Consider the following 13,390-nt stretch of genomic DNA (forward strand, 5'->3'; position numbering starts at 1 on the left):
GCATGGACATCAGAGCAACAGCGCGCAGACGCCCTCGGCATCTGGAACGTCCACTACAACTACCACCGGCCTCACAGCGCATCAAACGGCCAGCCACCGACATCGAAGCTCACCACGGGAGTTACCAATGTCATGGCCTCATACAACTAGCGGTTGACTAACCTGCGCGAATAGATCCTCGCCGAATCTGCCACCACGATCGAAGTCGTTTCCGACGAGATATGTACGCCGCCGCGGGATTGGCGATTGGAACTGTCGAGGTCGCCTAGCGCAAGGTCGCCGGACTCACCCAAGCAGGGCTCGTCCGCGAAACGGGGCACCAAGCAGCAGGCAATCGTCGCAACGAATCCGGCGCCCGGACCCCGAGAGTCGAGCTGCTGGAACGCCTCGTCCGCACCTGCCGTCTACACACAACCGAAGAGTCGCCTAATCACAAGGTCTCTAGATCTCCGTCCGAGGGATCGTCGCCCGGCCGCCGTGTACCGCCTTGAGCGGCAGACAGCCGCGGCGACACCGAATTTGTTGTGCAAATCATTGTTAAGTCAGAGATAGGCGCCCCGGTCCACCTATCATCGGTCCCCATTTGTCCGCATCCCCCGGCGACAATCGTTGCTTTTCAACGAATTCCGAAGCCAATGTCGCATCCTTGGTAGACGGAGCCATCCTTCGCGGCTTACGTTCCGAACTATGCGAGACCAGACAGAACTGATGCGGCTCTATGAGCATCGCTGGCCGTATCGACCCGGGGCGAGACCGCCCCATGAGCCACTTGACGCGCGCCTTGGCGGTACACCTGATCTGCGAGACATTGATCGATCCGCTGAACCGCTTGGTTTCACACTGCGATTTCCCACCGCCCGCAGCGCGACGCAGTCAGCGGTTCGAGTCCGATGAGCTGGAAGGCCCTCGACTGGGCGACGGGGCTCGACATTGATTCAGCTATAGCGAAATTCATCCTGCACCTGCTTGCGAATAAGGCGGACGAGAACTTCTCGTGCTATCCCTCGATCAGCACCCTGATGGCAGAATCCAGCGCTGGGCGAAGCACAGTCCTACGCGCGCTCAAGAGGCTGGAAGTCGACGGTCTGATCACACGTAACCGACAATTCCACGATTCAGGAGCGCAACGCGCTACGCGCTACTACCTCAATCACCCTCTCGCGCCTCACTTGGTCCAATCACCCCGCCTCGATGCGGGACCCCCCGGTGCCACCGCGAGACGGGCCCCGTCCCAACGCCGGACGGGAGGGGTGTCAGATGGGGACCCCACGGGGGTGTCGCAGCGAGACCCCTTGAACCCCACATCTAAACCTCCAACCGAACCACGGGTCACCGCCCTAAGGGTATTGCACGCGCTGCCATGGAATCTTGACCCAGGGGACGTCAAGGACCTCAGATCCGCGGTTGACGACGCGTTGGCCGCTGGTTGGACCCCAGACAGCCTTTCAGTGCACCTTTCGCAGCGCCCGGACGGCGTTCGGTATCCGGCGCGAGTCCTGGCACGACGGCTCGCCGAGCTTCCTGAGCCACCCACAGCGATCCGACCGGGTGTGCCGTGGTGCGGTGAATGCGAAGACGCGCAATCACGCACCATCAACGTCACCCTGTCGGATGGAACCGAAGCAGCTGCGTTCTGCCCGCGCTGCAGCCCCCAGCAAGGGCTGAAGAGCCAAACAACGTCTACATATCCGAGCGAAGGGAGGTGAGTTACATTGCATGACACAGTCTTTAATGACTTGCCACTGCTCCTTGCTGTGCCTCGCGCAGCGACATTGTTGGGGATCAGCCGCGCCGCCGCTTATCGGCTGGTCGCTTCCGGCGATCTACCCGTACGCAGGCTCGGTGGTCGTGTCTACATCGTCACCGCGGGGCTACGAGAGCTGATGGCATCGTGAAAGGATCTGTACGCCAGCGTGGTTCGAAGTGGCAATACCAGTTCCGTGCTCCCGAACGGGATCCTTCAACCGGTAATTACCCTTGGATCACCAAGAGCGGCTTCGACACCAAAAAGGAGGCGTGGCAAGCCTGCCGCGAAGCGATGCGCGAGGCGGATCGCGGCCGAGTCGTCAAGCCATCCACCCGCACAGTCGCCCACTTCTTTGCCGAATGGTTCGCGGCCATCGAACCGTCGGTCGATGCCACAACCTGGCAGAACTGGAGCGATTACGCGACCGCGTACGTGATCCCCCGGATCGGCGGTGAACGTCTTCAAGGGCTCGACGAACCTCAACTTTTGAAGCTCTACGCGACGTTACTCGCCGAAGGCCGAGTCAAGCGCGATCGCAATGCGGAGATGTACGCCTATTGGTCGGAGCGAGTCGCGAAAGGAGGGACGCCAACGGCGCGCGAGGTTTCCGACATGTGCCACACGACCATCCACGCGGCGCGAGCCGCGGTTCGCCGGTACAAATCCGGGATTCTTCCGAAGCAGCTGGCACCTGGTCTAGCGCCCAAAACGGTACGCAACATTCACGCACTGCTCCACCGGGCGCTCGCCGACGCCGTTGCATGGAAATACATCAACGACAACCCGGCAAGCAACGTCAAACCCCCCAAACGCCCCCGAACACGCCGGATGGTCTGGAATCCTGAGCAGATTCAGGCCTTCCTCATGTCGATCCAGCATGACCGGTTCGCTGCGCTGTTCTTGCTGGAACTCACCACCGGAATCCGCCGAGGACAGATTTGCGGGCTCAAGTGGTCGGCCGTTGACCTCAACGCCGGCGAGGTCGCGGTCCACGACAATCGCGTCGTCGTCAAAGGCCACGCCCGCGACAAACACGGCGGCAAAACAAAGAACGCCGACCAAACGATCTCCATCGATCGAGCCACGGTCGCCGCGCTACGCAGCTGGCGCGAGGTTCAGAACCACGAGCGAGAGTTCTTCGGGCCCGACTACCACCCTGGCGACTTTGTCTTCACCTTCGAGGACGGACGCCCACCTCACCCAGACACGATCAGGCAGCGTTTCGATCGTCTCGCGGCAGCTGCGGGGCTCTCGCGGATCACGTTCCATGATCTGCGGCATTCCTATGCGACGGGCGCGCTCAAAGCCGGCGTCAACCCGAAGGTGATTAGCGAGCGGATCGGTCACGCCAATGTTGGCTTCTTTCTACAGACCTATGCCCATGTCGTACGAAACGACGACAGAGATGCCGCCGAGCGTGCGGCCGCATTCCTTATCGGAGACAGCTGGGATCCGGCGTCCGAAGGCAACAGTTAGATGCTTAGCACGCCTAATGTGGCCAAATGCGTGGCCATCAGGCATGGAAATGGCTCCCGGAGGAGTCTCCGGGAGCCATTTCACCTGGTAGCCCTGAGTCAGTTCATTCCGAACACATTGTTGACTGATGTGCAAGTTGATGGCTTTGTGAAAGACGGGGCATCACGCTTCGTCTCCCCACCCCGGAGGCGGCAGCGGATCACGGCCCAGCTGCGGGCTGAGGTGGTTGCGGCGTATGAGTCAGGGCAGACCAGTCGGCAGGTTGCTGATGAGTTCGCACTGGGGCGGACAACGGTCCTGAAGATACTGAAAGCTGCTGGGGTGACGGTGCGACCGCAGGGGCGGAAGTATTAGGAGTACTTTTCGCCCCCTACGGGCACCCGTCTCGCCGCGCAGCGACCGTGAGTAATGCTCGACCGGTCTGAGACGGGCAAACCAGCAGTGATCATCTGTCTAGAGAAGCTCTTGCCCGATAGTGACGGACCAGGTAGGTGGGTGTGCAGTAAGTCTTGGCAGGTGTTCAGTTTGTCAACAAAACAACTGCCGCGGCTATTTCTTTACGGACTTCTGCAATGCTCGGAACTCCTTCCATATGTTATCGAGGCCGCGAATATCGATGCACTCTCTTACGCGTGCGATTGCGTTTTGCGAGTACCGTTGATGACGACTTCGCCCAATCTTAAATTCTTTCGAACAGGCCGAGTCTTCTTTTAGCTTTGACATTCTCACCACAGCAGTTAACTTGCTCGGACTGATACCAACCTTCTGCGCTAATTGGTTGTGACCCAAGTTGTAATAGCCAAGTTCATCGACTCGCTTCACACCGACGACGGTTGCGTTTGGCGTCCCTTCTGGCACGAGCGTTACAGGGATGCCCTCCTTGGTGGCGATCCGCAGGTTAACGTGCAGGCCCGTGTCCTCGGTGGTGAAATGGACGGCCGAGATGCCAGGAAAGACTTCATCCAGTGACTTGCCGGCCACGATGTGTTTGCCGAGTTTGCGCAGCTGAGAAGCGCCTGGCTGCAGAAGCTCACCCTGGAGAGCGCCATCAACAATGGCCAAACCGCGGAGGCGCGCCTCGGCCTCAGCTCGCTTTCGCCTGCCGGGCGCAAGTAGCCGCTTTATCTCGTCGACCTCCTCGCGGAACATGATCAATGGTTCCGTTGGCGCAACCGTGGAGACAGGAAGTGCTCGGCCCGGCAGTAAGTTGGAAAGCTCTTCATTGAACACCTCGTGCAATATGTCGCGAAATAGCGTAACTCCGCTCTGAGTGTGAAAATAAAGCTGCCCCTCGGACAAAGTCAAGAGGTGGTGTTGAGCAGCATCTCGAAGACCGTTAATGGTTTGGAGCACCAACGCCTGTTCATCGCTCAAAAACCTCACCTCGCCAGTTGATAGAGCTATGCGGACACAGTCATCAAAGCCAATGGTGTTCTTTTCGCGCGGCTTGCGGATCTTGCCGCCGCGGAAGAGGATTGCGGATTTGAGCAGCATCTCGAAGGAGTGATCGAGCAAGATAAGTACAGCCTCCAGGCGCCCCACGTCCCATGGCCGATTGAAGTGGTCAATGCTCAGCAATAGCGAGTTCGTCGCCTTTTCCTTCAATAGCTTCGATTCTTTCTTCAACCCGGGTGCCTCACTGTGCAATCCTAGCTGTCCACATTCCACACGAACACCAGTAGTAAGAATGGAGCCAATACCCCCGGCGGGTTGGGCACCTCCGGACATTTTGAAATCCATTCAAAGAATTGCCACATGCGAAAAGGCTAACGAGCTTAGACGTTATTCGCGACGCGTACATATGCTCTTCAAAAATCCCACGATGTTGTCGGATATGCATTCACGATAAGAATAGCGCCCAAACCTAGTGTTGCGCCGCCAAGCAGGCGAGTCCGTCAGGGCGCTTTGAAAATTAGAGGGCCCAGCTCGCTCATACTCATATACTTTCGTATCCAGTGCCAATCGACGGATCCCTTTTTAATCGGCATCCGCACTTTCGTTTCCCGAATCCTAGCTGTCGACCACTTCCGCCCGTAGTTCCACCGATATTTCTCTTGTCGGACAATCGTGCAAAAGAAGAGCAAATCCGCTGGCTCAGACTTGAACTTTGGTTTAAGCACTGTAACGTCAGCGGATGCGATGAATGGGGCCGGCTGGAAGAACGCCGATCCAACATCGCCGTTACTTGCAATGGTGATGCAGTTACCTGGCCAGTCAGCATCGACCGCGATCCAACTCGAAATGCCGTTATTGAGACCCGAAGCGCTGACGTACGGAGTCACACCAGGCCGCTGATTACGTTTCAATATATTGCGACCTCGATGCAGTTCGAATAGCTCCGATATAGAGACAAAATCCATGTCCACCATGTCGACTAAGCGAGTACGTTTTGTGGCATACGGGGCAGCTCGCTCAAAGACAGGTACCGCCGTTTTCTTAGCCCAATTTGGCATTTTATCGGGAAGGGTGAGCGATCGCAGAGTCCGATTCGCTTGACGGCCAAAGTTAAAACGAAAGCGATTAGCTTGAATGCACTGAGCCCACCACAGCTTTTCCTGTAAAGTCATCTTCTTTCGCGGTGAAAGTATGGCCACGTGGTATCCAGTATAGAAGTCGCGTGGCTGGACAAATGTCGCTAGGGCATGATTCCGCGAACGAAGCGAAACTGTCAAACTACCTGCCGGCGCAGGATCCAGGCCGCTTATATCCGATACCCAAGCGGAGACTCCGTTATTACGAGCTGTTCTCGAGACGAATGCGATGCCATCGTCGGAGCTGGCCCGCTGAAGCTTATTTAGCGGTAGACTGTGCCCAGATTTGACCTCAAATAGGTCTTCAACAGTAGCCATCACACCTCCTCGTCGGCGCTAACCGATCCCTCGGGATAGGCGAGTTTAAATATTGCGAATTGTCGAAGCGCATCTTCGAAGTCGCGCAGCGTGAGATGCGAATAATCAGTTTCCATGTATGCTTCGGCGCACCACTCATCATTAGCGCCGACCACGCGTGTGACGCTTGCGCCGGCCTTAACCTCGCGGGAGTGGTACGAGTGCACCCAGTCGTTGCGGATGCCATCCCAACGGTGGTTTAAGTCGATCCTGCCGCGATCTTTCGTCTTGACGAAGCCATCGTCCTTCCAGTATCCGAACCAAGTCGGCTGTGGTGACTGCCCATGCGGCTGATGGGCTCGAAACACCATTGCGCAGGCGATCACACCGACAGGATGGAACAGGTCATTCGGAAGTGACATGACGGCAAGTAGCGTGTGCCGCTCGAGCAGCTTTTCCTTGGTCGGATGTGACTCGATGGCGCACGACATCGGCATTACCACCACCGCCGTACCGCCGGGCGCCAGGACGTCGAGAAGTGTTGACAAATAATCAAGCTCGTGGAGCCCCTCACCACGCTGACTAAAGGGCGGGTTTATAAGTCCAATATTCGGGCGCATATGCTTCAGAGGATCAGGCTTATCAAGTTTCGCGATAGTCTCCGGATCGAAGCACGATCCTTGGTACAGATTCGCTTTGCCGTCGCCGCGGAGGATCATGTTTGAGGCGGCCAGCGCAAACATGTCTGGTCGTTGCTCTACTCCTACGAGCTGGTGCGCCCTGATGCGCTGCCGTAGTTTGTCGTCGTTACCGGCTTTCTCGTCCATCTCACGCATGGCCGAGATCAGAAAACCGCCCGTACCAGCACAGGTATCGACGACCGTGTCCTCAACACCGACGTTCGCGATCTTGACAAAGAGCTCAGTCAGATGTCGCGGTGTCAGGACTATGCCGAGGCCTTTCTTATCGCCACCGGTGTATCTTAAGAATTCGCCATAGAACTGACCGATAACATCGACGTCGTGGTATTGATCAAGGAACGGCCGCACGTGTTCGTCTATGTCGCCGATCAAGCGCACGAGTGGCACTTCGCCAGCTTTGGTGGGCTTGGGAAGCTCCGGATGCGTACGGACGAACGCATAAGGCGCCAGCATTATTTCGCGCTTCCACGAGACAATATCTGCGTCGTCGACAACTCGCGCAATCGCCGAATACAGCTCGCGGGCCAGGTCCTTCGGTTTATACGACGACCAGTTTCGTTTGAAGGCGTCGTCACGCAACGCCAGAAGAATCCCCGACACAACGAGCGGCTTCTCTGGCTCGGACAGTTTAGCGTAGTCTCGCATATAGTTATGAAGCGTACGACTAAAGGCCAGGAGTTCCGCTTCGGTTCTTTGTCGCGTTGAAGGGTCGAAAGTCAGCAAATCGAGGTACGTCTGAACGTTGATTAGCGTATTGACGGGCCCATTAGGTGAGGCAAGGGGTTGAGCTGTAGCTTCTCCCTGCAGTTGCCGATATGTGGAAACCAATAGATTGTTCGCTTCCGTGCCGCTTACCGCGATCGCGATAACGTCGTATTTCGCCGCTAGGAAACGAGCATAATGCAAAGCCCCATCAACCGCATATAAAGACGGCTTAGAATTGTCCTTTGTTTGATGAAATCGTTTGTTCGCCTTACATTCCACCACGATGACCACGTGAGGCATTGTCACGGGAAAGGTGATGATGAATTCAGGCTTACCTACCCCGTCGCCAGACTTACTCGCGGCTGACAACGCTTTCTTAATGACTGGGATCGAGCTTGACTGCTCCTCGATAAACTGCGAATCGATGCCGTGCTTTGCGAGGTGAGTCCGAACTATGTTCTCGGTCGCCCGCTCATTAGGCATTGGCGTTTCCTACTGGCACGATCCGAGACCCAACCTGACGCGCCCCCAGCTCATCGCACCGGTGTCGCGCCTTGCTAGCTGGAGTCCCGGGTCGGACGAATCACTCACGGAAGGGAGCTTATCGCTGGCTGCCGACAAGGCAGCGGAAGCTGCGCCCGGCGCGCTGTCTGGCCGGTTCCGTGTCCCTAGGCCTTAACCGCGAGGGAAAAGAGCGGTCTACTACCAGCGCGGCGCTCGCACGCGGACCTCATGCACGGGGATCTCCCACGGCGCCAGCGGCCGGTCGACCACGGGCCGAACCGTCTCGGGGCGAATGCGTTTGTCGTTGTGCTCACGCGTAGCCGTCAGCGTGAACCGCGTTGTGCTGCCTTAGCTCGTCGATCACCTCGGCAAGAAGAATATTGAGTCGACGCACTTCAGCTTCAGCCGCAGTAAGCCGCTCACAGAATGTGACTGACCGATGTCCGCACCAGACGCGAAGCAATTCGTGGACCGGCCGATAGTGCTTGCGGTAGTACTCGTACTCCCACTCGGGCGACGAGGTCTGCTTGCCGGAGCCGTCAAAAGCGTCGACTTCGCGGCCGCGCTTACAGTGCTCCCGAATCTGGGCTTCCTCAGCGGTGATCCGGTCGAGGATCGGCACGGGATTCACGGCGCAGACAGATCGAGCTATCAACAGCGTGCCTTCTGCACTCAACTCCAATACATCGTCGCGTTCAAACCAGTCGACCGACTTGTTCCAATATGTCGCTCATCGGCTGATGCATCAGACGCTCTAGCGCGTCACGATCCCGCACGGTCGTGCCGTTGCGATTGAACGAATCATAGTACTTAGCAATCTCTTTCGGGATCAGCGCATCGAACACCTCGCTGACGGCTGATTCCTCAACCTCATCTAGATCGCAGCTACTGAGCCGCAGCCGATTCGCCATCAACTTGTCGTACTCCGATACCCTGCTCCACGGGCCATGCAAGCGCGAGCCGGGAACATTTTTTTGAGTACCCGCATGCCCGCCATCGAGGAACTCAATGTCTACGCGCGTCGTTTGCTTGAGCTTCTGCATCGCGAGGATCTTCACGCGTTCCGACGGGTCGAAAGTCTTCGCGCGGTATATCCACTCGTCACCGACCTCCATGAGTCGATCCTGCACCGGCAAGCAGCGTTGCGCTTGCGGAATCCAAACGTCGCGGAATCACCAGGAGCCAGAACGGAACCCGAGCCGCTGGCGGAACTCCTGTATCTCCGAATAGCCGGGCTCTTTGAGCCTCGGCCGCCTGATCGGCTTTGCAAACGGATCGCGCTTCGCTGCATATTCCTGGCACCAGGTCAGCCACTCGGAGGCGGCGGCACGGTCGTCAGGGTCGGCGATCAGTTCGAGCCTGGCGGCCATCTCGGCGAGGTAGCGTCGCAGCCGTCCCGCCAGCTCCCAGTCGTCGAGGTCTGCCTTAAGACGTTCACCGAGTGCGTGCTGAACGTAAGCTTCGCGAGCGAGTGCTTCTTCGCGGGCCTGCCGTGCCTGCCGCTCGATCTCGGCGCGTCGTTCGGCCTCCCTGCCCTCGGCGTCGATAACGGCCCACCGCTCGAAGGTCATCATCACGTCCGGCAGCCGACTCTGCAGCGATAGCGTCTTGGTCTCGGTCCAGGATTTCTTGGAGCAGAAGCGGCTTGTCGTCTCGATCGCGATGCTCAGTCGGTTCGCCGGCACATAGTCGTATCGTCGTGGCGGCCAGTCATAATTCTTGGCCCGCTCTAATTCCTCCGCGGTAGGTGGATGATCAACACGGTCATTCGGTTGCCAAATGCGCACCGAGCACTCGATGTCACCGACGGTGAAGATCAAGTCGCCATCGAGCTTGGTGTTCTCGTGGGCGTAACCGCGGTAGTTCTGACGGGATGCGCGCACAGGGTATCCGCGAGCATCCGCTTCGCGGGCAAGAGCGTGCAACAGCCGAAAGGCTCTCCCCCGCAACTCTTTTTCAATGGAGTCAAGCCGCTTGCCGTCGCGCAGCGCCGCCACTGCCGGATGCCACCGCCCAATCCGCTCAGCAGCAACGACGTGGGCCGGTGATTCTGTCTGCCAATCCGACACCGACGACAACCGAAAGACGACATGGTGATAGGACTTACCACGAACCATGATGACTTCTTGGCCGTCCGGCGCCATTCCCCGGCGGTTGATGATGCCGACCAGGCTGGAATAGCTAGTCTTGTCGTCGGTGGTGTCGATTTCGAGCAGGCCACCCGCATCGACGATGTCCTTGATCAACTTTCGGGTCGGCGTCAGGCTGTCAGGTCGCACCTGCTTCTTGGGCCGGACCGCAACAGCGTCGAGGGCGGGCGGCGTCACTGGTTGCATGGCAACCGCCGACGGCCTTACGGACGGGCGTATCGAGGTCGACGCGCCGGCTGCGGCGGTGCTTGGCGAAATGGCCGGATGGGTACGTACCGTTCGCCAGGTAGTACTCACCGGCTGGCAGGACGGCTGCGCTCCAGGTGCCGGCCGCGCTTCGACACCGTCACCACGCGCCGCGAGGCGAGCGCGTTTGCCGTGGCGTGTAACTCTGGATTGTTCTTGTTGGACGACGTTGACGCGGTCCCGACTGCGGACGTACCGGCTGTCCCGACCATCGCAGATCCCAAGGTCAAAGCATGAAGTTGCGTTGGAAGAAGTCCCAATGACTGCGCTATGCGGTCGCAGCAGACAAAGTTCAGCGCGTTTCGGAGTCATCCATCCGGTCCGCAGATATCGTTAAACTGTCGGGCCGGGGAACCCGACCTCCCATCTTTGCGGTTCCCCGGTTCGGTCCAGTTGCTATGAATTACTAGTGTTCGCACGGTGCGTGGTGGACTGCTCAGTGTGAAGAATGTCTGGTAGAAGCGTGATGACGATCCGATGGCAGTCAACTAAGCGGTGGCGACCGGTAGGATGTCGCGGTCGCCGCTCTACGCGACCAGGAAACCATCGGATTCCAAACAACGGCTTGTGCGTTGGGCAAGTGACACAGCGAAAACCGGTCCCCGTGCGACCTTCGTCGAGGCATTTGTCGTGCACATGGGCATCCGACACGGGCGACCCAAAGGGTGACGGCTATTCCGAGCAGTCCGACATCGCACGGCAAAGCCGTGTGATAGTCCGTATGTGAATCGACAGACCTAACGCAATTTATAAGGCGGCTTCGTCGAGCTCCATGATGTCGTTGTCGAGCGTGTCGATGACCTCACGAGTGCTGGTGAGCAGCGGCAGGAAGTTCTTCGCGAAGAACGATGCCACCGCGATCTTGCCCTCGTAGAAGGACCGCTCATCGCCGCTGGCCCCGGCGTCCAGCGCCGCCACGGCGACCGCCGCCTGACGCTGCAACAGCCAGCCGATGACCAGGTCGCCGACGCTCATCAGGAAGCGCACCGAACCCAGGCCCACCTTGTACAGGCTGGTCACGTCCTCCTGCGCCGCCATCAGGTAGCCGGTCAGCGTGGCCGCCATCGCCTGGACGTCGGTCAGGGCCTTGGCCAGCAGCTCGCGCTCGGTCTTCAGGCGGCCGTTGCCGGACTCGCTGTCGACGAACTTCTGGATCTGCTCGGACACGTGGGCCAGGGCCACACCCTTGTCGCGGACGATCTTGCGGAAGAAGAAGTCCTGCGCCTGGATGGCGGTGGTGCCCTCGTAGAGCGAGTCGATCTTGGCGTCGCGGATGTACTGCTCGATCGGGTAGTCCTGCAGGAAGCCGGATCCACCGAAGGTCTGCAGGCTCTCGGTGAGCTTGGCGTACGCCTGCTCCGAGCCGACACCCTTGACGACCGGCAGCATCAGGTCGTTGACCTTGACCGCCAGCTCGGCGTCCACACCGTGCAGGGCCTCGGCGACGGCCGAGTCCTGGTAGGTCGACGTGAACAGGTACAGCGCGCGCAGACCCTCGGCGTAGGCCTTCTGGGTCATCAGCGACCGGCGCACGTCCGGGTGGTGCGTGATGGTTACCCGCGGTGCGGTCTTGTCGGTCATCTGGGTCATGTCCGCACCCTGGACGCGCGACTTCGCGTACTCGAGCGCGTTCAGGTAACCCGTGGACAGGGTGGCGATGGCCTTGGTGCCGACCATCATGCGGGCCTGCTCGATGACCTCGAACATCTGCGCGATGCCGTTGTGCACCTCGCCGACCAGCCAGCCCTTGGCGGGGACGTCGTGCTGGCCGAAGCTCAGCTCGCACGTCGCCGAGACCTTCAGGCCCATCTTGTGCTCGACGTTGGTGACGTAGACGCCGTTGCGCTCGCCGAGCTCACCGGTCTCGAAGTCGAACAGGAACTTGGGCACGAAGAACAGCGACAGGCCCTTGGTGCCCGGTCCGGCGCCCTCGGGGCGCGCCAGCACCAGGTGGAAGATGTTCTCGAACAGGTCGCCGGAGTCGGCGGAGGTGATGAACCGCTTCACGCCGTCGATGTGCCAGGAGCCGTCCTCCTGCTGGACCGCCTTGGTGCGGCCGGCGCCCACGTCGGAGCCGGCGTCCGGCTCGGTGAGCACCATGGTCGAGCCCCAGCCGCGCTCGGCGGCCAGCACGGCCCACTTCCTCTGCTCTTCGGTACCGAGGTGGTACAGGATCTGTGCCAAGCCCACACCTATCCCATACATGTATACGGCCGGGTTGGCACCCAGGATGTGCTCGTGCAGCGCCCACAGCAGCGACTTGGGCATCGCAACGCCGCCGAGGGCCTCGTCGATGCCGACCTTGTCCCAGCCGGCCTCGATGACGGCGTGGACCGACTTCTTGAACGATTCGGGCAGCGTCACCGAGTGGGTCTTCGGGTCGAAGACTGGCGGGTTGCGGTCGCCCTCGACGAACGAGTCGGCGATCGGCCCCTCGGCCAGCCGGCTGATCTCGTTCAGCATTTCTTGGGCTGTGTCGGCGTCCAGGTCGGCGTATTCGCCCTGGCCCAGCGCCTTGTCAACGCCCAGAACTTCGAACAGGTTGAATACCTGGTCGCGGACGTTGCTCTTGTAGTGACTCACCGCATCCCCGCCCCTCAAGCGTTACTAGTAGCTCGAAGACGTTAACGCCTTCTGGCCGTTAGCGGTAACCCCATGAACTATTGATGCAGAGACTAAATGAACTGCCGGCGGCCAGTCATCATTTGTGTGATCGACCCCTAGGCTCGCACCCGACCTGCGAAATAGCCGTGAAGGTCCGTGCGCCGTCAATTGACGGAAAGCCAATGTTGCCCTAGAGATTCCCTGTCCTGCATAGCTTTTGGTGTGGACCAGATCCGGGCAAGGAAGCTCATCGGGCGGTGGTCATGGGTTTGCGAGCCGAATTGGCTGGACCGACCCATCTTCCATCAACGGTGCCTGAAGGTAACGCGACATTGGTTGTATAGGAACAGTTTTCACAACGGTATAAATCAGATACGCAACATTTGTTGGGAACCTTCGCCCCTGAGCTCTCTTCTCCCACATGCATTC

At 59.1% G+C, this 13,390-nt stretch carries 11 protein-coding genes and 1 pseudogene; 5 read left to right on the top strand and 7 right to left on the bottom strand.

Features of this window, described 5'->3' with window-relative positions:
* The 5 genes and pseudogenes from A9W96_RS31765 to A9W96_RS33470 all read left to right on the top strand — a co-directional run.
* Positions 1–150 (top strand): annotated as a pseudogene (locus A9W96_RS31765) (IS481 family transposase); the annotation flags it as partial.
* A 740-nt stretch (positions 151–890) separates the two neighbouring features.
* Positions 891–1,706: a helix-turn-helix domain-containing protein gene (locus tag A9W96_RS30780; protein ID WP_082972586.1), complete on the top strand. Its 816-nt coding sequence runs from the start codon at positions 891–893 to the stop codon at positions 1,704–1,706.
* 48 nt (positions 1,707–1,754) lie between these two features.
* Complete coding sequence (locus A9W96_RS30785; RefSeq protein ID WP_231999853.1) at positions 1,755–1,895, top strand: helix-turn-helix domain-containing protein; 141 nt, start codon at positions 1,755–1,757, stop codon at positions 1,893–1,895.
* Positions 1,892–3,223, top strand: coding sequence for a site-specific integrase (locus tag A9W96_RS25010; RefSeq protein ID WP_082972588.1), 1,332 nt, complete (start codon positions 1,892–1,894; stop codon positions 3,221–3,223). The genes A9W96_RS30785 and A9W96_RS25010 overlap by 4 nt, the downstream gene beginning before the upstream one ends.
* A complete protein-coding gene (locus A9W96_RS33470; RefSeq protein WP_156765399.1) occupies positions 3,224–3,577 on the top strand; it encodes a helix-turn-helix domain-containing protein in 354 nt (117 codons plus the stop codon).
* Positions 3,578–3,772: 195 nt separating this feature from the next.
* On the opposite strand, the gene A9W96_RS25015 is transcribed toward A9W96_RS33470, so the two are convergent.
* The 7 genes from A9W96_RS25015 to A9W96_RS25035 all read right to left on the bottom strand — a co-directional run bounded on the left by A9W96_RS25015 (position 3,773) and on the right by A9W96_RS25035 (position 12,940).
* Positions 3,773–4,849, bottom strand: coding sequence for a DUF3644 domain-containing protein (locus tag A9W96_RS25015; protein ID WP_067143878.1), 1,077 nt, complete (start codon positions 4,847–4,849; stop codon positions 3,773–3,775).
* Between the two features lie 269 nt (positions 4,850–5,118).
* Positions 5,119–6,072, bottom strand: a complete 954-nt coding sequence (locus A9W96_RS30790; protein WP_082972589.1) for a restriction endonuclease subunit S — start codon at positions 6,070–6,072, stop codon at positions 5,119–5,121.
* The gene (locus tag A9W96_RS25020) at positions 6,072–7,940 is read right to left on the bottom strand and encodes a class I SAM-dependent DNA methyltransferase (protein WP_067143880.1); all 1,869 of its coding nucleotides are present in this window, start codon (positions 7,938–7,940) and stop codon (positions 6,072–6,074) included. The genes A9W96_RS30790 and A9W96_RS25020 overlap by 1 nt, the downstream gene beginning before the upstream one ends.
* A gap of 331 nt (positions 7,941–8,271) precedes the next feature.
* A complete protein-coding gene (locus A9W96_RS32865; RefSeq protein ID WP_231999843.1) occupies positions 8,272–8,583 on the bottom strand; it encodes a hypothetical protein in 312 nt (103 codons plus the stop codon).
* Between the two features lie 73 nt (positions 8,584–8,656).
* A complete protein-coding gene (locus tag A9W96_RS32870) occupies positions 8,657–9,076 on the bottom strand; it encodes a hypothetical protein (protein ID WP_231999845.1) in 420 nt (139 codons plus the stop codon).
* Positions 9,077–9,133: 57 nt separating this feature from the next.
* A complete protein-coding gene (locus A9W96_RS25030; protein ID WP_067143882.1) occupies positions 9,134–10,288 on the bottom strand; it encodes a hypothetical protein in 1,155 nt (384 codons plus the stop codon).
* Between the two features lie 816 nt (positions 10,289–11,104).
* The gene (locus A9W96_RS25035) at positions 11,105–12,940 is read right to left on the bottom strand and encodes an acyl-CoA dehydrogenase (RefSeq protein ID WP_067143884.1); all 1,836 of its coding nucleotides are present in this window, start codon (positions 12,938–12,940) and stop codon (positions 11,105–11,107) included.
* Between the last annotated feature and the right edge of the window lie 450 nt (positions 12,941–13,390).

Origin of the sequence: Mycobacterium sp. 1245852.3 (assembly GCF_001669335.1) — a bacterium.
GTDB classification, from domain to species: domain Bacteria; phylum Actinomycetota; class Actinomycetes; order Mycobacteriales; family Mycobacteriaceae; genus Mycobacterium; species Mycobacterium europaeum_A.